Origin of the sequence: Embleya sp. NPDC050493 (genome assembly GCF_044458105.1) — a bacterium.
Lineage (GTDB): Bacteria > Actinomycetota > Actinomycetes > Streptomycetales > Streptomycetaceae > Embleya.
Genome location: NZ_JBITHP010000012.1, coordinates 130,606 through 152,378, shown reverse-complemented (window position 1 = coordinate 152,378; position 21,773 = coordinate 130,606). Strand labels below are relative to the sequence as shown.

Below are 21,773 nucleotides of genomic sequence, written 5' to 3'. Positions count from 1 at the left end.
GACGCCGAGAGCCGAACGAGATGGGGAATTCGATGCACGACACCACTTCCGAGGGTGCGCCCTCCCACGCCGGGGCGGGCACGTTGGTCGTGCCGGCCCGGGTGGTGCACGGTCGTGGCGCGGTGACCCTGCTGCGGGTCGTGGCCGCCCTCGCCTGCCTCGAGACCTTGGTGCAGGGGCTGCTCGCCGGGATGCTGCTGAACGGCGACGTCGATTCGATCGACCCGCACGGCTTCAACGCCTACGTCTTCGAGTTCCTGGTGTTCCTTCAGGTCGTGGCCGCCGTCCTGGTGTGGCGCCGCAACCGCGGTCTGACGTGGCCGCCGAAGGCCACCGTCGGCATTCTGCTCGCCACCTTCACCCAAACCGCCCTGGGCCTGCACAGCTCACTCGCCGCGCACGTGACCCTCGGCGTGGCCCTGTGCGCCATGGAAACGGCACTCGTCCTACGAGCCTTCTCACTCCACCCGGAGAACCCCACCACCCACCCGGCCGGCACCTGAAGCCACCCCAAGACAACCAACAGCCAACACACCAACACCAAATCCAGCCCGGCCGGCGCTTGAGGCCACCCCAAAACAACCAACGACCAACGCACGCCAACACCACATCCAGCCCGGCCGGCGTTTGAGGCCACCTCGGCCGGAGGCCGGGTCCAATCAGCCCGGCCGGCGCTTGAGGCCAAGCCCGGCCGGCGACTGAGGCCAACACCCGTCGGCGACCCGCAACAACGCGTCGGCCACCCGGTCCGCGGCATCGCCCGTCCCCTCCGCCGCCCACCGCCGCATCGCCACCCGAACCGCAACGTTCGCCACACCCGCAGCCAGGTCCACCGCGAGCCCGTCCACCTCCACCGCCTCCGCCGCCCCCGCGCGCGCCGCGTCCACCGCGCCCACCCGCGCCGCGATCACCGGCCGCAACCGCTCCTCGCAGTCGTGGTGCACCCCCAACCACACCGCCCGCAATGCCGGATGCCCGTCCGCGGTCCGCAGCACGACCCGCAATTGCGCGTCGTCCACCCCGTCCACCTCCCGCGCATGCCGCATCGCCGCGCGATAACTGGTGGTCATCGCCTCCAGCAGGCCGACCGCCGGATCACACGCCGCCAGCCGCTCCACCCAGTCCGCAATCCCGGCCGACAACACCGGCGCGACGGTCTCCTCCTTGCTCCGGAAGTAGCGGTAGAAGGTCCGCAGCGCCATTCCGGAGGCCTCCGCGATGTCCTCCACGGTCGTCTCGTCGAACCCGCGCTCCGCGAACAACCGGATCGCCGCCCGCGACACCTCGGTCCGGGTATCGGCCTTCCGCCGCTCCGTCAACGACGGCCGCCCGACCCGAGCAGACCCCCCACGCCGAGCCACCCGATCCGAACCCACCGCATCCGAAGCCACCGAATCCACCGAATCAACGGAATCCACCGAATCAACCGGGCCCACCGGGTCCGAGCCGACCGAATCCGAACCGACCGCAGCAGCATCCATCAGCCCAGTCTAATGACCCTCAAGGAATTAATGGCACAACGTGCACGTTAGGCGTAGCGTGCAAGAACGGGAACGACCCCGACCCACCCGCCCGGAAAGAAGGACTCGCATGAACCGCTTCGACACCCGCCGCATCCTGGTCACCGGCGCCGGCTCCGGCATCGGCCAGGCGACGGCCCTACGGCTGCTCCGCGAAGGCGGCCGGGTCGTCGCGGCCGACGTGGTCCCCGACGGCCTCGCCGGCACCCGCGACCTCGCCACGAAGGAAGGCACCGCCGAGCGCCTCACCACCCTCGTGGTCGACATCGCCGACGAGACCTCCGTAGCCGAAGGCGTCCGTACCGCCGTCACCGAACTCGGCGGCCTCGACGTGCTGGTCAACGCCGCCGGCATCCTGCGCGCCGAGCACACCCACCTGACCTCGCTCGACATGTGGAACCGGATCATCACGGTCAACCTCACCGGCACGTTCCTGGTGACGCGCGAGGCGCTGCCCGCCCTCCTGGCCACCGGCAACGGCGTCGTCGTCAACTTCAGCTCGACCTCGGCGGCCTTCGCGCACCCGTACATGGCGGCCTACGCGGCGAGCAAGGGCGGCATCCAGTCCTTCACACACGCCCTCGCCCTGGAATACGGCAAGCAGGGTCTACGTGCCGTCAACGTCGCCCCGGGTAGCATCAAGTCCGGTATCACCGACGCGACTTCGGGTTACCTCCCGGCGGACACCGACTGGGAGCTGTTCGCCAAGCTCTCCCCCATCCTGGCCACCGACCTCGAATCCGGCGGCGCCCCGATGGCCGGTCCCGACGCCATCGCCGGCGTCATCGCCATGCTCGCCTCCGACGACGGCGCCTTCATCACCGGCACCGAAATCCGGGTGGACGGCGGCACACACGCCTGACGGCCCCCGGGTACGCGCGCGCTCACCCAACCGCGTACCCGGGCCACACCCCCCATGGGCCCACCACGCCAGGGCCCCTCAACCGTCCGCGCCCACCCGCCGGGCGAGAGGCGCAGGCAGCGGATACGGCTTCTCCGCCGGCAACAACCGCTGTGCCTGTGCCGCGCGGCCGTCCTTGAGCAGCCCTGCCACCCGCCGCACCAACGGCGTCAGGTCGGTGATGCCGACGATCCACTCGTCGTTGAAGGTGCGAATCAGCTCGCGCCCGATCCCGACCTGGATGCTGTAGTGGTTCAACGCCGCGCCACGCAGGGACCGTTCCGGATCCCACTGCACGTGCACCGCCGCGCCCGCCACCGATCCCTCGGTCGACACCGCCCTCCCGAGCGCGTGCTCGAACCCCGACCGGCTGATCCGCACGGCCAACACCCGTTCCTGGCCCGCCTTCCGGCCCCAATCGCTGCGATGCATCAGCCAGCGGAACGACGGCTTGACCCACGTCATCCGCCCGAACGAGAACGGCGCCACGAACCGCCCCTCCCGCAACGCCGGTTCGGCGATGGCCGGCGCATACGCCTGGTACACCACCAACGACGCGGCATCGAAATCGGCCCGAACCTGCCGCGACATCACCATGCCGCGTCACGCTGCCAGGCCCCCGCCCCCCGAGCCACGCATTTTCCGGGCCGCTCTCGGGCCGAACCCGACGGCGGCCCGGAAGTCGGGCGGCGCTCAGGTGCCGACGTATTCGAAGACCGCGCCGTCCGGGTGGCGCAGGACCGCGCGGCGGCCGTTCGGCGTGGGCGTCGGCGGGGCGATCGAGGTGGCGCCGTGGGCGGTCAGATCGGCGATCGTCGCGTCCAGGTCCTCGACGCCGAGGGTGGCGGCCACCGCGGCGAAGCGGGCCGCCGGCTCGTCCGGGCCGGTGAACACCAGGAACGGCCCGATGGCCGCCAACTCCAGCCCGGCAAAGGCGAATCGATTCGCCGGTTCGCCGCTCAGCCGCTCGTAGAACACGATCGCCGCGTCCAGGTCGGGCACATGTCGACGCACTGTCACCGATGTGATCGTCATGCGCACAGTCTTCCGCACCGGGTCGGGCCTCCCCCGCAGGCCCCTGCCCGCCCCACTCCGCACCTCAGCGCAGTACGCCGCGCTCCGCCCGCATGTGCGGCGCCACCAGGTTGCGCGGCCGGTTGAACAGGATCACCGTCGCCTCGATCACCGCGACGGCCAGCAGGACCACGATCGCGACCATCGACAGGTAACCCCAGAACGCCGCCGGGCTCTCGTCCTCCGCCGCGAACCACGGCGATACCGCGATCACGATGGACAGGCACCACATCTGGATCGCCACCAGCGCCATCGCCCGTACCAGCCCGCGCCGAGCCGGGTCACTCAGCGGCAACGCGCGGAACGCCGACACGATGTCGTCGGCCGCGCGCGCACTTCGCCAGATGTCGCTGGTGCGGTTCGTCAGACCCACCGAGGACATGAACGCGAAATAGGACAACCACAACCGCATGCGTACCCACCCCGTCCCCCAACGACCCGACCCGTGGCTCCGCGTCACACGTGTCACCGGCCATTCTCGCGCAGCGCCCTCCGGCCCGGTACAGCGGCTCGGAACAACGCGAACCGCGACGTGTGCCGGTGCAACGCGCCGAGCCTCTCGGAACTCCGCGCGCCCACCACTCGATCCCCCGGGCACCGTACGCCCCCACCTGCCGGCGGCGCACGACGCGGCCCGCGCGGGCGGGCCGGCGTGGCGACCACCGGAAACAGGGTCGAGCCGGGAGGCCCCACCGGAGGCGGTCCGGGCCGGCTACTCGATGACGGGGTTGCGCTGCTCCCGCTCCTCGATCGTGCGTCGGTGGTCCTCGACGTTGCCGGTCAGTGCCTCGGTGCGGTGGCCGCGGGCGATGTAGTCGAGCACGATCGCCTCGATCGCGTCCTGGGCGTTGCGCACGCCGGACAGGACCATGACCTCGATCACGACGTTCGCGTCCAGACTGATGTTGACCTTGGCCATCGACGACTCCCTCGACTCGACCCGCTCCGTCCGAACCCACGCCCGCCGGCGCGAGATCCGCGCACCGATCCGCGGACGGGTCCGCACACCGAGCCGGTGACGCGCCCGGATCCACGCACCCGACCGACCGCCCGCCCGGCGACCGCACACGTGTCACCCGCGCGAGGGGACTCTATCGGCCGTTAGAGGGGTTGGCGGTGCCGGCGCGACTGAATCGACCCGCCGAGGTCCATGCACCCGGCATGTGCGCTTGCGCACGGCCCCTGCCCCCACGTCGAAGGCGAGTCGGATACCTGTGACCTCGGAAGACCCACTCGTCGTCCTCTCCGGCGTGAACAAGCACTTCGGGTCGCTGCACGTTCTGCGCGACATCGACCTGACGGTGTCCCGCAACGAGGTGGTCGTCCTGATCGGCCCCTCGGGCTCCGGCAAGTCGACGCTCTGTCGCACGATCAACCGGTTGGAGACGATCGACTCCGGCAGCATCACCATCGACGGCCGGCCGCTGCCCGCCGAGGGTCGTGGACTGGCCCGGCTGCGCTCCGAGGTCGGCATGGTGTTCCAGTCCTTCAACCTGTTCGCGCACAAGACCGTGCTGGACAACCTGACCCTGGCCCAGATCAAGGTACGCAAGCGCAGCAAGGCCGAGGCGGAGAAGAGGGCCCGCGAACTCCTGGACCGGGTCGGCCTCGCCGACCAGGCGCCCAAGTATCCGGCGCAACTCTCCGGCGGTCAGCAGCAACGGGTCGCCATCGCCCGGTCGTTGGCGATGGACCCCAAGGTGATGTTGTTCGACGAGCCGACGTCCGCGCTCGACCCGGAGATGATCAACGAGGTCCTGGAGGTCATGCGCACGCTCGCGGTCGAGGGCATGACGATGGTCGTGGTCACGCACGAGATGGGCTTCGCCCGCTCGGCGGCCAATCGTGTGGTGTTCATGGCGGACGGCCGAATCATGGAGTCGCGCAGACCCGAGGACTTCTTCGACCACCCGGAGACCGACCGGGCCAAGGACTTCCTGTCCAAGATCCTCAAGCACTGACGGGGGATCGGACATGCGCACCCGAAACCGGACCCAAACCCGTACCCGCAGCCGAAACCGCACCCGCACCCGCACCCGCACCCGCACCCGCGATCGCGCCCACACCGCCGCCGCCCTCCGAAACACGGCCGGAGGAAACACGTCCCGAAAAGGTGCGTTCCGAGAAAACACGCTACGAGGCGACTCGTCCCGGCCCGCGGCCCTGCTCGCCCTCCTCCTCGCCGCCCTGCTGCTCGCCGGGTGCGGCAAGTCCGGCACTCCCCCGCCCAAGGGCCCCAAGGCCAAGGACCTGCCGTCCTATCAGGTGGCCACCGACGTCGACATCGACTCGCCCACCTTCCGCTCGGCCAAGTCGCGCGGGCGACTGGTCGTCGGCACCAAGGCCGACCAGCCCTATGTCGCGCAGCAGGACCCGGCGACCGGCTACTACTCGGGTTTCGACGTCGAGATCGCCAAGATGATGGCCGCCTCCCTGGGCTTCCCGGCGGACCGGATCGAGTTCAAGACGATCACCTCCGCCAACCGCGAGACGTCCTTGCAGAACGGCGAAGTCGACTACTACGTCGGGACCTACACGATCAACGACAACCGCAAGAAGCTGGTCGGCTTCGCCGGCCCGTACTACCTGGCCGGTCAGGCGCTGCTGGTCCGCAAGAACGACAAGGACATCAACGGGCCGCAGGACCTGGCCGGCAAGAAGGTCTGCTCGGTCGCCGGGTCCACTCCGTACCAGCGCCTGGTCGCCGACTACCCCAAGGCCACCGCCGTGGCCTACGACAGCTATTCGGTCTGTGTGGACAACCTGATCAGTCTTCAGGTCGACGCCGTCACCACCGACGACACCATCCTCAAGGGCTACGCCGCCAAGGTGCCCGACCAACTCCGGCTCGCCGGGGAGCCGTTCTCGAAGGAGCCGTACGGAATCGGGGTGCCGCGCGGGGACCGCAACTTCCGCCTCGCGCTCGACGACGCGATCGTCGCGCACGAACAGAACGGCGACTGGAAGCGCGCCTACGACTCGACCCTCGGCCTCTCCGGCGTACCGGCTCCCCAGCCGCCGCCGGTGGACCGGTACTAGCGGAGGGAGTCGACGATGAATGTCCTGCTCGACAACTTCACCCTGTTCCGCAAGGGCTTCGTGGGCACGCTCGAACTCACCCTGGTCGCCTCGGCGATCGCGCTCGGGCTCGGGGTGCTGATGGCCGGGTGCCGGGTCTCCCCGGTCCGGCCGCTGCGCATGCTCGGCGGCGTGTGGGTCACCGTGCTCCGCAACACCCCGCTCACCCTCCTGTTCTTCGCCGTCGTGCTGGGTCTGCCGCGATTCGGCGTGGTGCTCCCGTTCTTCACCCTCGCGGTGCTCGCTCTGGGTTGCTACACCTCGGCGTTCATCTGCGAAGCGGTCCGCGCGGGCATCAACACCGTGCCGGTCGGCCAGGGCGAGGCGGCCCGCAGTCTGGGGATGAACTTCGGTCAGACGCTCAACCTGATCGTGTTGCCGCAGGCGGTGCGCGCGGTGATCCCGCCGGTGGGCAGCACGCTGATCGCGCTCGCCAAGAACACCGCGATCGCCGGTTCGTTCAGCGTCGTCGAACTGCTGGGCACATACCGCACGCTCAACGAACTCGGCTACGACATCGTCATCACGTTCATGTGGATCGCGATCGGCTACCTGATCATCACGCTGTCCATCAGTGCCCTGTTCCGCTTCCTGGAGAAGCGCCTGGAGGTGGCCCGATGAGCATCGAGACTTCGGCGCTGTACGACGTCCCCGGGCCCAAGGCCCTGGCCCGACACCGCACGTACGGCCTGATCGTCACCGTGCTGTTGCTCGGTGTGCTGGCGTGGGTGGTCTACAAGCTGTTCGACACCGACCAGTTCGCCCACGACAAGTGGGCGCCGTTCGAATACGTGGGCGTGCAGAAGCTGTTGCTCCGCGGCCTGGGGCACACCCTCCAGGTCTTCGCGTGGGCGGCGGTGCTCTCGCTGGCCTTCGGCGCCGTGTTCGCGGCCGGCCGGCTCTCCGAACACCGGGTGGTCCGCTGGTTCTCGGGCCTGGTGGTGGAGTTCTTCCGGGCCATGCCGGTGCTGGTGATGATCTTCTTCATCTTCATCGCGATGAAGGTCGAACCCCGACTGGCGTTGATCTGCGGACTGACCCTGTACAACGGATCGGTCCTGGCCGAGGTCTTCCGCGGTGGCGTCAACGCGGTCCCCAAGGGCCAGCGCGAGGCGGCCTACGCGCTGGGCATGCGCAAGACCGCGGTCATGGTGTACATCCTGATCCCGCAGGCGGTCCGCACCATGTTGCCCACGATCATCAGCCAGTTGGTGGTCACCCTCAAGGACACCTCGCTGGGCTACCTGATCTCCTACGAGGAATTCCTCTACGCCGGCAAGCAGATCGCCACCAACCTCGACTACAGCCTGCCGTTCATCCCGGTCGTCATCGTGATCGCACCGATCTACATCGGCATGTGCATGCTTCTCTCCGGCCTGGCCCGCTACCTGGAGAGCAGCGGCAGACGCCGGCACAGGTCCGCCTGACCACGCCTGACCACGCCCGACCACGCGCGCGGGCCCCGGGCGCCGACCAAGGTCGCGGGTCGCGGCCCGAGTTCGGCTCGCCGCCGAAATAACCCTTCGATGGCGGGCCGTTCGACGCGCTAGGGTCGCGCCCGGCAACGTTTGCCCCGTCGCGGTGTTCGGTGCGGTGCATCGGTGTCGCGCCGGAACGTTCTCGTACTGGAGTACTCGGACGTTTCGGCGGGGCGGCGAGGTGCCGTGCCGGGCGCCGCGACGGGGTGAACGTTGCCGGGCGCGGCACTAGGCTCGGCGTGCGGGGGCGGCTCCGCGGTGTGCTTCCTTCTCACTCTTCGATAACAGACAGCGCGCCCACTCTCCGCCCTCGCTTCGTCTTTTCTTCGGGGGAAACCGGTCCATGAGTGGTGGCGTGCGCAGCGTCGTTCGCGTCGATACGAGCACGGCGGCCGATGATCTCGACGGCCTGCTGGTGCGCCGACTCGCGAGCGTGTATGTCGACGCGAAGCGGGTGGTCGGTCCGGACCGGGTGGGCGTGAACACCCGCGGGATCGCCGCGCTGGAAGCGGACCTGGTGCAGCGCGGCCATGTGCTGACCGCACCGTTGCGGACCGCGCTGGCGGGCCTGCGGCCGGTGGATCTGGCCACGCACGGAATGCGGCTGCTGGCCCGGTTGGATGCCCGGCTGGGCAACGACCGCCGGCACCGGCCGCTGTTCGCCGGCTTCCCGGCGCAGGTGCCGAACTACGCGCAGGCGCGCTACTCCACCCGGATCCGGGCGTTCCTGCTCAACCAACCGAACCAGCCCTGCGCGATCTGCGGCCGGGCCGGCGACATCGGCGCACTCGCGCCCTGCGCGCACCTGCTGTGCTCGACGTGCGCACCGGTCGAGGAGTTGCGCGCATGTCCCGTGTGCGCCGAGCCGATCCGCGTGCGCAAGCCGCATCTGACCCCGGCCGGCAACCGGACCGCGGACATGCTCGTCCCGCTCACCGGCACCCTGGCGCCGCTTCGGCTCGGCGTCGACCGCGAGGCGGACGCCCTCGGCGAACTGCTGGCCCTGCTCGCTCGACGCACCCCGCTCGGGCCGCAGGATCGGCACGATCTGATCCTGCTCGCCGCCCATGCGCCGACCGACGCCGAGCGGTGGTTGCCCACCGAGATCCCGGTGCGCGAAAGCAAGGCCGTCGTCCTCGCCGGCCTGCTTCCCGACCACCTGCCCGCCGGCCGGCTGGACACCGCGACCGACGTGCTGCGGGTGTTGTGGGCCTGGTCGGGCGCCCATCCCGATCTACTCACCCCGCCTCGGCTGCGCACGGTGCCGCGTCGACTGCGCCGCACGCTGCTCGCGGTGCTGGACGGGCTCCCGCTGGAGCACGTGTACGAGGACCTGCACCGGCATCGCCAGGCGTGGCTGCGCGCGGGCGAACTGCTGCACCCCTTCGACTACATCGGCGCGTATCCCACCGCCGCGCTCGCGTTCGCGGCGCTGCGTGGCACCGACCCGCAGGCCCATCGGTCCGGGCCCGCCCTGCTGCTCGCCGCCGAGGCACACGGCGACGCGGTGACGGTCGTGGCGGACCGGATCGTGGTGCGCACCTTCGCGTCCCGGGTCGAAACGCGGCTCGCGGCCGGCGACACGGCCGGCGCGACCGAGCTGCTGGTCCGGCGTCCCGGTGAGCTGGTGCGCCGGCTGCACCACCTGCTCCGGGTTCGGGCCGGCAGCGGCGAAACCTCGCTGCCCGCCGAGCTCGTCGCCGCGCTGCCGGGCGTGCTGCGCCGGGTCGGCCCCGGACCGCTGCTCGGCGCGTGGGGTCGGCTGCGGGCCGAACGCACGGCGGGGGAACGGCGGGTGTGGTTCCCGCGCGGCAGCGTCGCGGGAGCATACGCGCGCAACGACCCGGGCGCGCCCGTCCCGGTCGCGCTCAGCGCCCCGGTCTGCGCCCTCATCGAGCGGGAACTGACACGCCGGGCGCTGGAGTTGCCGCGGCACGAGGTCGCGCTTCTGGATGCCGGACTGGACGACCTGATCGCGCCGTTCGCCGAACACTCCACCGCAAAGGCGCTGGTCGCGATCCCGCGCGGGAGCACCCAGCCGATGCCGCGCGGCGGTCGGATCCGGCTGTTCCTGCACTGGATGCAGGCCGCGCACCAGCGGGTCGACCTGGACCTGTCGATCGCGCTGTACGACGCGAATTGGGAATACCTCGGGCTGTGCGACTACACGAACCTGGTCTACGGCCCGGACCGCGCGATGGTGCACTCGGGTGACTTCACCTCGGCGCCCGCACCGCACGGCGCGACCGAGTTCGTGGATCTGGACATCGCCAAGCTGGCCGCGCAGGACGTCCGGTACGCCGTCGTGGTCGTCTTCAGCTACAACGACGTGGCGTTCGACGACCTGCTCGACGCGTTCGCCGGCTTCCAGGACCTGGACGCGGTGGCCGCCGGGCGCACGTTCGACCCGAGCGCGGTCCGGCAGCGCTTCGACCTCGCGGGCGACGCCCGGATCTGCGTCCCGATGACCGTCGACCTGGCCGCAGGCACCGCCCAGTGGACCGACCTGAACCTGTCCGGCCAGGACGGCCTGCACAACGTCTTCCGGCACACCGATCGCCTCGCCGAACTGGCCCGCGACCTGCGCATCCACTTCGCCCCTGGAGGCCGGGCCACGCTCGGCGACCTGGCCCGGATCATCGCCGCCGCGACCACCGACCGGGTACTGATCCGCGGTCGGCGGGCGGGGGAGGTCACCGAGTACCGCCGGGGCGCCGACGAGGACGCCGACGCCTTCGCGGCCCGCCTGCGCGACGGCGTCGGCGGTACCGCGGCCGTCCTCGACGCGGGCGGGGAACTCGCCGCCGGCCGCGCGTTCGTGGCCCTGGTCCACGGTGACATCCCGATCACCGGCGGGGGCACCCTGTACCGCCTCTACCCGGGCCCCGCCGACACCGCACCCGCCGAGATGCGGCGCTGGTCGGCGCCGGACCTGGCTTCGGCCTTGGCCCCGACGGAGTAGGCCGCCGGCCCAGCCGCCGCCGAGCGTCGCCGGCGGCGTCGATGTGGTCGACTCCCGCGGGCTCGCCTCAACGCGCCGCGACCGCCCGCCGCCGGTCCCACGCGACCGCGAGGTACGCGGTCGCGCCCGCGAGCGCGAACGAGAACAGCGAGGCCGAGGTCCACGCCTGCGCGTGGATGTGCAGCGCGTCCTGGATGTGGCCCCAGAACGTCGCCCACCACTCGACCGAACCCGGGTTGATCAGCTGGTACATGCAAAAGCCCAGCGCCCACGGCGCGATCATCACCCAGCGGGCCGGCGCGTGGTCGCCCAGGTCCCAGCCGGCCCGCCCGCGCCCGACGAACAGGTCCACCGCGAGCACGCCCAGCAGCGGGATGAAGATCGAGCCGATCAGCGACAGGAAGCTCGCGTAGGTGTCGAAGTCGTTCACCATCAGCGCGAACGCGGTGACCAGCGCACCCACACCCAGGCACAACACCCGGCGGTCCACGCGCGGCGCGAGGTTCTGGATGGACATCGCGGTGCTGTAGACGTTGGCGAAGCTCTGGTCCACCTCGCGCACGACCAGGACGGCGAAGAAGACCCAGCCGGCGGTGACACCCAGGAACGAGTCGAAGATCTTGTCCGGGTCGCCGCCCACCTGGGCGAGGGCGACCAGACCGAGCAGGTAGCACCAGATGCTGGTGATCGAGAATCCGCTCAGCGCGGCCCAGAACGCGGGCTTGGTACCGCGCGAGTGGCGGGTGTAGTCGGACGCGAGCGGCACCCAGGAGACCGCGACCGCGAGCGCCGCGTCCATCGCCGGGAAGAACCCGGACCACGAACCCTCGGTCATCGGCGGCAGGCCCTCGCGCCACAGCTGGACCGAGAAGTAGAGCATCGCGATGCCCACCGCGACCGTCACGTAGCGGCGCAGGATCCGCAGCATGCCCAGCGGGCGCAGCGTCATCGCCGTGGTGACCGTGCCGGCGGCGACGATGTACAGCCAGTGCGGGCCGTCACCGTCGGTCATCGCCTCGATGCCGATCGAGATCACCAACAGCTCGAAGGTGCCCCAGCCGATGCACTGGACGATGTTGAACACCGTCGGCACGTACGAGATCTTCGTGCCGAACAGGCCACGCAGCACGGTCATCGCGGGCGCACCGCTGCGCGCACCGGGGATGCCGGCGACCGCGACCATGAGGGTGCCGATCAGCGTGCCGCCGACGGCCGCGACGATCGCGGCGACCATCGACAGTTGCGGATACCCCGCCGGGGCCAGCACGTACAGCGCGCCGGAGAAGCCGAGCAGGCTCACACCGAGGTTGGCCCAGAACGCCGCCTGGTCGCGGAACCCGAGGGTGCGCGGCGGTGCGGTGTCCAGGATCAGGGGCGCCTCGGCGCCGCCGTGCGGCACCTCGGGGCGTGCGTCGTCGATGACCGGAGCCGACATGGCTCTACCTGCTCTCCCTACGCCGGCATTACCCGGACAGGTTCAAGCGGTCGGTGGCCCCGGACGCGCCGGCTCGTCGCCGACACCCCATGCCGCCCTCTCAGCCCGGTTGGTCCGAGCTCCCGCGATGGCGTGGCGAACAGTACGCGCCACGCGACCCCCTTGGGAAGGCGGGGTGCCAAAACGAGCCCGGGGACGGCTCGCCGAGCGATCGCCGGGCGCCGTCACGTGCCATCGCCACGCGCCCGACCGCGAGGCGCTCCCCCGGCGATGACGGGCCGTCGTCACGCGTGAGCAGGGTAGGCGCTCCCCCGGCGACCACGGGCCGTCGTCACGCGTGAGCGAGGTGGGCGCTCCCCCGGCGACAACAGGCCGTCGTCACGCGTGAGCGAGGTGGGCGCTCCCCCGGCGACAACAGGCCGTCGTCACGCGTGGGCGGGGTGGGCGGTCGGGTGTGGGCGAGACGCGCCACCGCGAATGGGCCAGGCAGGCGGTTGCGTTCGGGCCCGAGCACCGCCGTGACCGGTGAGACGCGCGATCACCTCCAGGCGAGACGCACCACCGCGAGCGGACGAGGCCCGCGGTCCGAGCGGGACGCATAACCACGAGCGGGCATGGCGCCCGATCGCTCACGGGCGAGATGCACCACCGCGAGCGGGCAAGCCACGCGGTCCGAGCGGAACGCCCCACCACGACGGCGCGAGGCGCCCGATCACTCACAGGCAGGACGCACCACCGCGAACGGGTAAGGCACGCGGTCCGAGCGGAACGCACCACCACGACGGCGCGAGGCGCCCGATCACTCACGGGCAGGACGCACCACCGCGAACGGGCAAGCCGCGCGATCCGAGCGGAACGCCCTACCACGACGGCGCGAGGCGCCCGATCACTCACAGGCAGGACGCACCACCGCGGGCGGGCGAGGCGCGCGGTCCGACCGGAACGCACCACCACGAGCGGGCGTGGACGCGCCACCGCGAGTGGGGGGACGACGCCGCTTCGTGTGAGTGCGGCTCGCCGGATCGGGTGGGGGCTCACCAGCCCGAGTGGGTGAATGCCGGCCAGGCGGTCATGTCGTCGGGGGCGATCGCGCGGGCTCGGGCGGCCAGTTCGGCCGGCATCGCGGCGGGGATTCCGCGCTTGGGGTCGCGCAGCCACAACTGCGCCGTGCGGACGGCCTGGGCCGGTGGCAGGTCACGACGGTCGAGGTAGTGGTGGGCCATGTACAGCACCAGCGCGGTGGTCGTCTCGTCCACCGGCCACAACGTCGACACCACCGTGTGGGTGCCCGCCGCCAGGTACTCGGCGCCCACCCGCCAGGTCTCGTCGTGACCGCCGGCCGGCACGAACGCGATCGGGTCGCCGGCGGCCCGCCCGATCTCGATCGGATACCGCCGGGCCCGCGCGCTCGCCGGCCGCGCCGCGACCTCGCACAGCAGGCGCGGCGCGCCGATGTACGAGATCTGCGCGTTCTGGAGCGCATGCCGGCGGCGGCCGTCCACGAGTGTCCAGGCCGCGTGCCACGGCACCATGCCGAACGGTCCGGCGGGCAGCAGGACCAGGGACGGCGCGCGGCCGAACGAGCCGGGCACCGCGGTCAGTACCGGTTCCATCACCGTGGTCCAGACCCATTCGCCCAGCGCATCGAGCATGTCGGCCCAGTTCTCCCGGTCGCCTCCGGCCAGGTCCAGGCCGTAGTCGAGTTCGGGCAGGTCGAGCACCCGCGTCGTGCCGTCGGCATCGGTCAACACTGCGGCGCCCGGCACGAGTTGCACCAGCGCGTCGCTGCCGAGTCGGCCGAGTGCGGCGGCGATCTCGGCGGCAGGCGGCGGGTCGAGCAGGGTGCGCCACGGCGTGCCGCGCGGGTCGAGGCCGACCCGGGCCGAGGCCACCTGCGCGGCGGCCCGGAACAGGTGGGCGTCCGCCGGTGCGGTCCGATGTGCGCGCCGGAAGCAGATCCGCGCCTGATCCCAGGCCGGCCGGCCGTCGGTGGTCGCCGCGCTCGCGGCGTACGCGATACCCGCCGCATAGGCGAATTCCGGCCAGCGTGTATCGGCAACCTCCAGCGCGCCGAGCGCGTCCGTCAGCAACTCGATCGCTTCCGCGAACAACTCGCGCACGGCGTCCGGACCCTCGTCCGTCGACTCCGCGGCCAGCGCTTCGGCACACCGTGCCCGCCCGCGCTCGCCCCGTTCCCACGCCCGCCGCGTCTCCGCGTCGACGTCCTCCACGCTCACCCCCGCTAGCGCCCGCTCGCCGGGACCACGGTACCGGGGTGGGAAGCACCCCTCACCGCGATCGCGGCCGAAGATCACCCCGGGAGCGCGCCGGGACTTCCCCACCCCCGTGCGCCCGACTCCCCCACCGGCTCCCCACCGGCTCACGCCCCGGTCGGCCGCCGCGTCTACGTCGTGCCGGCTCGCGCCATCCGGCCCCGAATCAACATGTCCGGAAACATGACGAGTCGGGCGTGAGCACTTGGTCGACCGGCCCGAGCCGACCCTCCGGATCGAAGCCGAACTCGAACCCTGCCGCCCGCTTCCCGGCGTCGCCTTACCCGGCTCGCACCATCCCGGCGTCACCTTGCCCGGCTCCTCCCACCCCACCGAAATCACCACGCCTGCCGACCCACCCGGTCGTACCGAGCCGCGCCGCCTGCCCAGGGATGCCGCTCCCCCGACTCGGGCCGCCTCGCCCGAATCACCCCAAGCCGCCGGCCCGCACCGCGTCGCCGCGCCCGGACCGCTCCGGCCGTATCACGACGAGTCGCCCCGTCGCACCGCCCCACTCCGCCCGGCGCCGCACCGCCCCGCTTCACCGCCGCCGTCACGGAACCCCACCGCCATCACCGTTCACCCCCGCCGCCGTCAAAACCGTGCGAAGCGGAGTTCCTCGTGGCCCTTCCGTCCTGATTTACCGGCGCGTAACTTACTCGTGAGTCACCTTCAGACGCCGTCCCTGGGCGTCGCTTCACCATGCTTTCTCGCGGGTCGGGCCACGCCCCGACCATGACGTCAGGAGACCCTCATGGGTCAATTCCGCATGCGCTCACGCGCTCGGGTGCGCCCAGGCGCTCGTGTGCGCTCACGCGCTCGTGCGGTCGCCGTCGTCTCGGCCGCGATTCTCGCCGGGACCGCCCTCGGGCCCGCCGCGTCGGCCGGCGCCGTCCCCACGCACACCCCCGCGGCGGCCGTGCAGACCGCCGCCGGCACCTCCCTGCGCTTCGTCGACATCCCCGGCGACGGCGGCACCAAGCTCGCCGCGAACGTCGTCACGCCCACCGGCGGCGCCCCCGGCACCCGCTACCCGGTCGTGGTACTGCCGACCAGTTGGGCGATGCCCCAGATCGAGTACGTCGTCCCCGCGCAAAAGCTCGCGGACAAGGGCTACGTCGTGATCGGCTACAACTCGCGCGGCTTCTGGCAGTCCGGCGGCGAGATCGAGACGGCCGGCCCCAAGGACATCGCCGACGCGTCCAGGGTGATCGACTGGGCGCTCGCCAACACACCCGCCGATCCGGGTCGAATAGGCATGGCCGGCGTCTCCTACGGCGCCGGGATCAGCCTGCTCGCCTCCGCGTTCGATCCCAGGATCAAAGCCGTGGTCGCGATGAGCGGCTGGGCCGACCTGATCGACTCGATCTACAGCGGCCGGACCGAACACGCCCAGGCGGCGGCGCTGTTGGGTGGCGCCGGCTTCCTCACCGGACGACCCAGCGCCGAACTCACCGAGATCCTGCAGAACTTCCTCTCCGGCAACCTGGCCAAGGAGGCGGAGATGCTCGCGTGGGGCGCCAAGCGCTCGCCCGCGACCTACCTGGACCGGATCAACGCCAACGGCGCCGCGATCATGCTCGGCAACGCCTGGGGCGACTCGCTCTTCCCGCCGAACCAATACGCCGACTTCTACGGGAAGTTGACCGGCGCCAAGCGACTCGAATTCCGTCCGGGCGACCACGCCACCGCCGAGGCGGGCGGCCTGCTCGGGCTGCCGAACGACATGTGGGCCGATTCGACCCGCTGGTTCGACCACCATCTGCGGGGCGTCGACAACGGCATCGACCGGGAGCAGCCAGTACAGCTCAAGTCCCGCACCGGCGACGCTGGCTACGAGGGCTACCCGAGCTGGCCGGCGGTGCCCTCCTCGACCCGCACCATCGCGCTCACCGGGACCCAGCGCGTCCTGGCCAACGTCGACTCCGGGGCGGACGGCGGCACGATCTTCCTGTCCAGCATCCTCGACCAGTTCCTCCAGGTCCCGCCGGTCGCCTCGATCCCGCTGCTGCCCAGGGCATTCGCGGGCGTGTGGCAGAGCGACCGCTACGGCACACAGACGAAGGTGCGCGGTACGACGAAGCTGCACACCACCGTCACCGCGTCGCACGAAAGCGGAACGATCTTCGCCTACCTGTACGACGTCGGCCCGCTGGGCATCGGCAAGTTGGTGACCCACTCGCCGCTGACCTTCCACGGAAAGACGCCGGGGGTGGCGTTCCCCGTCGACATCGACATGTATGCGACGGCCTACGACGTCCCGGCGGGCCACCGCCTCGCCGTCGTGCTCGACACGGTCGATCCGCTCTACCTGGAGCACAACCCGTTCGGCGCCGGACTCGCCTTCTCGTCGCCGTCGAACGACCCGTCCACGGTGACAGTGCCGGTCCGCGACTGAGTTCGCGCAACGGCCGGTCCTCCCCGACGAAGGGCCGGCCGTTGCTGTCCGAGGGGTGTCAGCAGGCGCCGGGGCCGACACCGTCGATCCGGCCACCGAAGTCGCCCAGGTAGCGCGAACGCCAGTCGCCGTTGAACACGTCGCGCTTCTGCACCGGGCTCCAGTTGATGAAACACGCCCTGGTACCGGAGACGAACGAACCGACGTGGTCGTGGAAGGCCGGCGGCATATCGCGGTAGCCGCTGCGCGAGGTCCACTCCCACGTGCTGCCGTGGAATCCTTCGCCGGTCCAGAAGCAGACCGAGCCGTCGCTACAGGACGGCGGCGCGGCCGGCGCGGCACTCGCGCTCGTCGCCGGGAGCAGGAGGGCGGTCAGCGAAAGGGCGGCGCCGAGCGCCAGGGTACGCATGTGCATCGGTTCTCCACGATCGAAACGACGACGGCGAACTGCCGCGACGCCCATGCTCCTGACCCGCCCCTCGAACTCGCCAGACTTGTCGATCATTTCCACCCGATCGGGGACATGCCCTCCCCAAACGGCCCAGCGCCCCGCCGCCCTGGCCACCGATGGATCACGCCACTACGCTGCGCCGGTGACTATTTCCCCTGCCCACCCGCGACCGGCCCTCAGGGCAACTTCGAGCCGCACCGGGCGCTGACATGGCGCCTTCCGTGTACCGCATCACTCCGTACGACCCGGCCGACGCGACCTCCGGTAAGCACATCCGCCACGACTGCCGCGAAGCCGTCGCAGCCGCATACTCCGCGGCACTGGGCACCTTCGCCCTCGACGCCGGTATCGACCGGCTCACGATCGACAACCCGATGAAGAACGGCTTCCATTCCTTCTCCGTGCGCTCGGGGCCCGGCGGTCACGGACTGGACGGCCTGTTCCCGTACAACCTCACCGGCTATCACGACGGCGCCCTCGTTCCACTCGGCACCGCTCTCGGCCTGGTGCGGGCGATGCTGCTCGGTCACGGCCTCTGGTGTCGACTGGTAGGCGACGACGGGTTCTTCATGCACGTCGGGTACGAACACGACGTCTACCTCGGCAGCGCCGACCCACTTCACGAAGCCAAGATTCGGGCACGTGCGCTGGGCCTGTTCGTAGACCAGGTCGACGCGTCACCGTACGACCCGGCCACCGACGAAGTAGCCGAGGACCGAGCGGCCGACGACGCCTTCTGGACCGAACTGACCGAACTGGTCGCCGCGCACGGCGGAGTCCTGTTGGAAGAGCGCCGCGTCGGCAACGCGTACCGCTGGCACCGCCTCACCAACGCGCCGGAAGTCGACGCGGTACGGGCAGAGTTGACCCCTCGTGCTCGATTGACGGCCTGGCCGGACCTGATCGAGGAGGGCGACGCGATCCGTGCCGCCATCGCGCGCCGGGAGTGCCTCGCCCTGCTCGTTCAGCAGTACCCGGGCGGCGGGTTCTACGACGCACGGATCGCCGAACAGACCACGGGCCGCGACCAAATCATCTCGGCTCCGGGCCACCGAGCCGCACTCGTGCCACTGGAACCGACCGATCGGGATCCGCTCCTCGCCGGTGTCCTACCCGACTCCGACGGCGTCCTGCGGGCCCGTTGGCGAAGCAATCGCACGCGGGCCGACGAACGCCGCACGTTCATGGCCTCGTTGCGGATCGGCGACATCGTCACCGGCGTCGTCGCGACCGGACTCGACGACATCGGCGTCCACGTCGACCTGGCCGGTGATCCGGGCGGCCTCCTGGGCTTCCTCCGCGTCCCCGAGATGTCCTGGACCCGCTTCGAATCGGTCGACGAGGTCGCGCCGATCGGCCGGGAGATCCGCGCAAAGGTCCTCTACATCGACTGGGATCGGGAACAGGTCAGCCTGTCCGTCAGGGAACTCCAACCCGATCCCTGGCAGCAGTACGCCGACACCCACCACATCGGGGACACCATCACCGGCGCCGTCACCACACTGCTCCCCTTCGGCGTGATCGTGGAAATCGGAGACGGCATCGAGGGCTTGGTACCGCTGCCCGAACCCCCGAGCCCACCAGTCCAAGTCGGCGACCAAGTAGACGTATCCATCACCGAAATGGACCGTGAGCAGCGCCGAATCGTCCTCGTGTTCACCCGGGAAAACACCGCCTGAACCTTCCGATCGGAGGCCGGGCTCGGGCCTCCGATCGGTGCCGGCCACCGCTGCCGGAGTCGGTCGACAAGCGAGATCCGGGCCGGGCGCGCCGCGGATATCACCGGGGATCGGGGTACTCTGCCGTCCCGGATGCCCCAGGCAGAGCTGATGATCGCAACTTCGACACCATCGTCATTTCCGGTGTAACCGGACTTGATCCCACGAGATTCGCGCTGAACTCGATGGATTCGCGAAGCTCCCGCCGATAATCCGGCGTCGGATACGACGGATCCGCGCTCTCCCACCGCCGGACCTGACGCACACTCACCGCCAACCGCATCCCCATCGCGAGGGCATGTTCCTCGAAGGCGTCGGCGAAACCGGCCTGGGAGTGCAGGCCGAGGGTGCGTCGTGCGGTCACCAGCTTGGAGTTGGCTCCGAGCGGTCGTGCGGGCATGGCATCTCCGGTTGGTCCATCCCCACGCGCCGGCCCCGGCGTTCGCGTATGCGGGGATCACAATGCGGCGAACTCACCTGCACACACGGTAGCGATCCGGGCAGACCGCATGTACCCGAACCGAAAACACGCACACAGAGCAGCGGCAACGAGCCGGATTAATGGGCGTACCCGGCACGCGGGACCACGATGGCGCGCCTGGCCGGTCCTGTTGGTGTCATGCCACTTCAGCCGGCCTTGGTGCCTCGAACCGCGTAACCGGAGGAGTTGAAACCGGGATGACGGCAGGGCGACCGATGCCCACACAGGACGACGTGCTCGGGTACTTCGGCACGCTGTCGAACTGGGGACGATGGGGCGACGACGACGAGCTCGGCACTCTGAACCACATCACCGACGACGTCCGGCTGGCGGCGGCTCGAGCCGTGCGCCACGGCAGGAGCGTGTCGTGCGCGTGGGAGGTTGCCGTACCGAAGGACATGGAGCGGTCGACGACGACGTGCCCGTGCGCCGCCGACATGCCGGGTGCCGAGGACATGCCGGTGGCCGCCTTCCGCAACGACCGGCGCTGGGGCTTTTCGTCCGAGCGGCTCGGCATCACGTTCCACGGCAACACCCTCACCCACATCGACTCGCCGTGCCACATCTTCTGGGACGGCACGATGTACAACGGGCGGCCGCACGCGTTGGTCGATGCCGCAACGGGATCGACGTGGGCGGCCGTCACGGCGGCGGCGAACGGGATCATCACGCGTGGTGTCCTGCTGGACATTGCCAGGGTCCGCGATGTGCCGTGGTTGGAACCGGGGCAGGGTGTGTTTCCCGACGATCTCGAAGAGGCCGAGCGCCGCCAGGGTGTGCGGGTGCGCTCCGGCGATGCGGTACTCCTGCGGACCGGCTATGGCCGCTTCCGGCACGAGGCCGGTGAGACCGGCGGTTTCACGCAGGCGGGCTGGCACGCATCCTGCCTGCCGTGGCTGCACGAACGGGAGGTCGCGCTGATCGGCGCCGACACCCCCCAGGACGTCCAGCCTTCGGGGTACGAAGACGTGTTGATGCCGGTTCACGCCGTGAGCCTCGTGGCGATGGGTCTGTGGCTGCTCGACAACTGCGACCTGGAGGTTTGCGCGACGACGGCTGCCGAGCTCGGCCAGTGGGACTTCCAGCTCGCAGTCGCACCGGTCCGCTTCGCCGGTACATCCGGCAGCCCGGTCAACCCGATCGCCACATTCTGACCACGGGACGGACTCGCGCGGATCACACGGCGGGTGCGTCAAGCAGAGGCCGCGGGGGTCTGGAGCCGGCTCCGGGTTTCTGTCGGTCAGACGTCCTCGGCGGAGAGCCTTGGGGGGATCCTTCAGCGGGTCAGCGATGTCGACTGGCCGTGCGACCCCACTCTGGAGGACTCGCACAGGCCATCGTCGGCGCGCGCGCCCCGCACTCGTTCGCCATTTCAGGTCATTTGCCCGACGATCCGCCCGACAGTCGTGTCGGCAGCTCTCGCCAGTCTCCTACTGCGCCCTGCATGAGCTGCACAACGCGTTCCTTGCCCTCGACCTTGAATACGTCCCGTAAACACGCACACTCGGCAAGGTTCCGATTGCCGACAAGGCATACGTAGATACCCGCGATCTGTAGGCCACGTGCGGCAGCTGTCAGCTGCGCGTCGAGAGGCAGCGGGATTGTCCGTGCCAGTTCCTGAGCGAAGGCCCGCTCGATCCGCGACCGTCCCAGAAAGCCGAGCAAGCCACCTGCGGACCGCGCGACCACATCGTGCAGATGCTCCTTGCCTCCGAGAATGTCCCGGGCCAGCCGGGCGAGGTCGTCGCAGCCCCTCCTGCGGTGCTTCTTCACGAGCGCTCTCCACGTCTCATCCGAGACGTACATTGCCGCTCGATCTGCGATGGCGGCGGCGCCCCCGCCATCCAGCGCATCTGCGCAGCAGCGGGCTACCGCCTCCATCTGCCGGCGCTCCTGCTGCGCGGCTGAGGGAGCCCTCGGCGATCGGCCACCACCACTACCGGTTGTCCATACGGCGGCCGGGCGGGGCGCTCGATACGGCGCAGGGGATCTCTTCGCCGAACG

At 70.5% G+C, this 21,773-nt stretch carries 20 protein-coding genes and 1 riboswitch; of the genes, 10 read left to right on the top strand and 10 right to left on the bottom strand.

From position 1 onward, the window contains the following. Window positions 1–32 precede the first annotated feature (32 nt). A complete protein-coding gene (locus ACIBM5_RS23720) occupies window positions 33–503 on the top strand; it encodes a hypothetical protein (RefSeq protein ID WP_396008644.1) in 471 nt (156 codons plus the stop codon). Between the two features lie 156 nt (window positions 504–659). Here the strand turns inward: ACIBM5_RS23720 and ACIBM5_RS23715 are convergent, their stop codons facing one another. Beyond that, entirely contained in the window at window positions 660–1,319 is a 660-nt protein-coding gene (locus ACIBM5_RS23715; protein WP_396008643.1) for a TetR family transcriptional regulator, read from the bottom strand. 271 nt (window positions 1,320–1,590) lie between these two features. Here ACIBM5_RS23715 and ACIBM5_RS23710 point away from each other — a divergent pair, with 271 nt between their 5' ends. Then, entirely contained in the window at window positions 1,591–2,382 is a 792-nt protein-coding gene (locus tag ACIBM5_RS23710; RefSeq protein ID WP_396008642.1) for an SDR family NAD(P)-dependent oxidoreductase, read from the top strand. A 78-nt stretch (window positions 2,383–2,460) separates the two neighbouring features. On the opposite strand, the gene ACIBM5_RS23705 is transcribed toward ACIBM5_RS23710, so the two are convergent. The 4 genes from ACIBM5_RS23705 to ACIBM5_RS23690 all read right to left on the bottom strand — a co-directional run bounded on the left by ACIBM5_RS23705 (window position 2,461) and on the right by ACIBM5_RS23690 (window position 4,414). Further along, a complete protein-coding gene (locus tag ACIBM5_RS23705; protein WP_396008641.1) occupies window positions 2,461–3,018 on the bottom strand; it encodes a DUF4291 domain-containing protein in 558 nt (185 codons plus the stop codon). A 96-nt stretch (window positions 3,019–3,114) separates the two neighbouring features. Continuing rightward, window positions 3,115–3,456: a VOC family protein gene (locus ACIBM5_RS23700; RefSeq protein WP_396008640.1), complete on the bottom strand. Its 342-nt coding sequence runs from the start codon at window positions 3,454–3,456 to the stop codon at window positions 3,115–3,117. 64 nt (window positions 3,457–3,520) lie between these two features. Further along, the gene (locus ACIBM5_RS23695; protein ID WP_396008639.1) at window positions 3,521–3,907 is read right to left on the bottom strand and encodes a hypothetical protein; all 387 of its coding nucleotides are present in this window, start codon (window positions 3,905–3,907) and stop codon (window positions 3,521–3,523) included. A 300-nt stretch (window positions 3,908–4,207) separates the two neighbouring features. Continuing rightward, on the bottom strand, window positions 4,208–4,414 hold the full coding sequence (locus tag ACIBM5_RS23690) for a DUF2191 domain-containing protein (protein WP_391587450.1): 207 nt from the start codon (window positions 4,412–4,414) through the stop codon (window positions 4,208–4,210). A gap of 295 nt (window positions 4,415–4,709) precedes the next feature. On the opposite strand from ACIBM5_RS23690, the gene ACIBM5_RS23685 reads away from it, so the two are divergent. The 5 genes from ACIBM5_RS23685 (at window position 4,710) to ACIBM5_RS23665 (ending at window position 11,013) form a co-directional block, all read left to right on the top strand. Beyond that, window positions 4,710–5,456 carry an amino acid ABC transporter ATP-binding protein gene (locus ACIBM5_RS23685; protein ID WP_391587451.1) on the top strand — a complete coding sequence of 249 codons (747 nt, stop codon included), beginning with the start codon at window positions 4,710–4,712 and terminating at the stop codon, window positions 5,454–5,456. Between the two features lie 13 nt (window positions 5,457–5,469). Then, window positions 5,470–6,534, top strand: a complete 1,065-nt coding sequence (locus ACIBM5_RS23680; RefSeq protein ID WP_396008638.1) for a glutamate ABC transporter substrate-binding protein — start codon at window positions 5,470–5,472, stop codon at window positions 6,532–6,534. A 15-nt stretch (window positions 6,535–6,549) separates the two neighbouring features. Continuing rightward, on the top strand, window positions 6,550–7,194 hold the full coding sequence (locus tag ACIBM5_RS23675; protein ID WP_391587453.1) for an amino acid ABC transporter permease: 645 nt from the start codon (window positions 6,550–6,552) through the stop codon (window positions 7,192–7,194). Then, window positions 7,191–8,000: an amino acid ABC transporter permease gene (locus ACIBM5_RS23670; RefSeq protein ID WP_396008637.1), complete on the top strand. Its 810-nt coding sequence runs from the start codon at window positions 7,191–7,193 to the stop codon at window positions 7,998–8,000. The genes ACIBM5_RS23675 and ACIBM5_RS23670 overlap by 4 nt, the downstream gene beginning before the upstream one ends. Window positions 8,001–8,394: 394 nt before the next feature. Further along, on the top strand, window positions 8,395–11,013 hold the full coding sequence (locus ACIBM5_RS23665; RefSeq protein WP_396008636.1) for an MXAN_6230/SCO0854 family RING domain-containing protein: 2,619 nt from the start codon (window positions 8,395–8,397) through the stop codon (window positions 11,011–11,013). 67 nt (window positions 11,014–11,080) lie between these two features. Here the strand turns inward: ACIBM5_RS23665 and ACIBM5_RS23660 are convergent, their stop codons facing one another. Both ACIBM5_RS23660 and ACIBM5_RS23655 read right to left on the bottom strand, forming a co-directional pair. After that, on the bottom strand, window positions 11,081–12,448 hold the full coding sequence (locus ACIBM5_RS23660; protein ID WP_396008635.1) for a purine-cytosine permease family protein: 1,368 nt from the start codon (window positions 12,446–12,448) through the stop codon (window positions 11,081–11,083). Further along, window positions 12,444–12,584: riboswitch (TPP riboswitch) on the bottom strand. Its footprint overlaps the gene before it by 5 nt. A gap of 898 nt (window positions 12,585–13,482) precedes the next feature. Further along, complete coding sequence (locus tag ACIBM5_RS23655) at window positions 13,483–14,685, bottom strand: CHAT domain-containing protein (protein ID WP_396008634.1); 1,203 nt, start codon at window positions 14,683–14,685, stop codon at window positions 13,483–13,485. Window positions 14,686–15,475: 790 nt separating this feature from the next. Between ACIBM5_RS23655 and ACIBM5_RS23650 the strand changes: the two genes are divergently transcribed. After that, complete coding sequence (locus tag ACIBM5_RS23650) at window positions 15,476–17,119, top strand: CocE/NonD family hydrolase (RefSeq protein ID WP_396008633.1); 1,644 nt, start codon at window positions 15,476–15,478, stop codon at window positions 17,117–17,119. A gap of 58 nt (window positions 17,120–17,177) precedes the next feature. Here the strand turns inward: ACIBM5_RS23650 and ACIBM5_RS23645 are convergent, their stop codons facing one another. Then, window positions 17,178–17,534: a peptidase inhibitor family I36 protein gene (locus ACIBM5_RS23645; protein WP_396008632.1), complete on the bottom strand. Its 357-nt coding sequence runs from the start codon at window positions 17,532–17,534 to the stop codon at window positions 17,178–17,180. 245 nt (window positions 17,535–17,779) lie between these two features. On the opposite strand from ACIBM5_RS23645, the gene ACIBM5_RS23640 reads away from it, so the two are divergent. Beyond that, on the top strand, window positions 17,780–19,249 hold the full coding sequence (locus ACIBM5_RS23640) for a S1 RNA-binding domain-containing protein (protein WP_396008631.1): 1,470 nt from the start codon (window positions 17,780–17,782) through the stop codon (window positions 19,247–19,249). Window positions 19,250–19,349: 100 nt separating this feature from the next. Here ACIBM5_RS23640 and ACIBM5_RS23635 read toward each other — a convergent pair whose 3' ends face one another. Continuing rightward, complete coding sequence (locus ACIBM5_RS23635) at window positions 19,350–19,688, bottom strand: hypothetical protein (RefSeq protein WP_396008630.1); 339 nt, start codon at window positions 19,686–19,688, stop codon at window positions 19,350–19,352. A 161-nt stretch (window positions 19,689–19,849) separates the two neighbouring features. Here ACIBM5_RS23635 and ACIBM5_RS23630 point away from each other — a divergent pair, with 161 nt between their 5' ends. Continuing rightward, window positions 19,850–20,923 carry a cyclase family protein gene (locus ACIBM5_RS23630; RefSeq protein WP_396008629.1) on the top strand — a complete coding sequence of 358 codons (1,074 nt, stop codon included), beginning with the start codon at window positions 19,850–19,852 and terminating at the stop codon, window positions 20,921–20,923. Between the two features lie 223 nt (window positions 20,924–21,146). Here ACIBM5_RS23630 and ACIBM5_RS23625 read toward each other — a convergent pair whose 3' ends face one another. Beyond that, window positions 21,147–21,650: a hypothetical protein gene (locus ACIBM5_RS23625; RefSeq protein ID WP_396008628.1), complete on the bottom strand. Its 504-nt coding sequence runs from the start codon at window positions 21,648–21,650 to the stop codon at window positions 21,147–21,149. Window positions 21,651–21,773: the final 123 nt, after the last annotated feature.

Bases quoted from the DNA above. Each gene is read 5' to 3' on its own strand.
- ACIBM5_RS23645 (WP_396008632.1), bottom strand. From the start codon at position 17,534: ATGCACATGCGTACCCTGGCGCTCGGCGCCGCCCTTTCGCTGACCGCC.
- ACIBM5_RS23720 (WP_396008644.1), top strand. From the start codon at position 33: ATGCACGACACCACTTCCGAGGGTGCGCCCTCCCACGCCGGGGCGGGC.
- ACIBM5_RS23630 (WP_396008629.1), top strand. From the start codon at position 19,850: ATGGGCGTACCCGGCACGCGGGACCACGATGGCGCGCCTGGCCGGTCC.
- ACIBM5_RS23705 (WP_396008641.1), bottom strand. From the start codon at position 3,018: ATGGTGATGTCGCGGCAGGTTCGGGCCGATTTCGATGCCGCGTCGTTG.
- ACIBM5_RS23625 (WP_396008628.1), bottom strand. From the start codon at position 21,650: ATGGAGGCGGTAGCCCGCTGCTGCGCAGATGCGCTGGATGGCGGGGGC.
- ACIBM5_RS23670 (WP_396008637.1), top strand. From the start codon at position 7,191: ATGAGCATCGAGACTTCGGCGCTGTACGACGTCCCCGGGCCCAAGGCC.
- ACIBM5_RS23665 (WP_396008636.1), top strand. From the start codon at position 8,395: ATGAGTGGTGGCGTGCGCAGCGTCGTTCGCGTCGATACGAGCACGGCG.
- ACIBM5_RS23700 (WP_396008640.1), bottom strand. From the start codon at position 3,456: ATGACGATCACATCGGTGACAGTGCGTCGACATGTGCCCGACCTGGAC.
- ACIBM5_RS23640 (WP_396008631.1), top strand. From the start codon at position 17,780: ATGGCGCCTTCCGTGTACCGCATCACTCCGTACGACCCGGCCGACGCG.
- ACIBM5_RS23660 (WP_396008635.1), bottom strand. From the start codon at position 12,448: ATGTCGGCTCCGGTCATCGACGACGCACGCCCCGAGGTGCCGCACGGC.
- ACIBM5_RS23690 (WP_391587450.1), bottom strand. From the start codon at position 4,414: ATGGCCAAGGTCAACATCAGTCTGGACGCGAACGTCGTGATCGAGGTC.
- ACIBM5_RS23695 (WP_396008639.1), bottom strand. From the start codon at position 3,907: ATGCGGTTGTGGTTGTCCTATTTCGCGTTCATGTCCTCGGTGGGTCTG.
- ACIBM5_RS23680 (WP_396008638.1), top strand. From the start codon at position 5,470: ATGCGCACCCGAAACCGGACCCAAACCCGTACCCGCAGCCGAAACCGC.
- ACIBM5_RS23710 (WP_396008642.1), top strand. From the start codon at position 1,591: ATGAACCGCTTCGACACCCGCCGCATCCTGGTCACCGGCGCCGGCTCC.
- ACIBM5_RS23675 (WP_391587453.1), top strand. From the start codon at position 6,550: ATGAATGTCCTGCTCGACAACTTCACCCTGTTCCGCAAGGGCTTCGTG.
- ACIBM5_RS23650 (WP_396008633.1), top strand. From the start codon at position 15,476: ATGGGTCAATTCCGCATGCGCTCACGCGCTCGGGTGCGCCCAGGCGCT.
- ACIBM5_RS23635 (WP_396008630.1), bottom strand. From the start codon at position 19,688: ATGCCCGCACGACCGCTCGGAGCCAACTCCAAGCTGGTGACCGCACGA.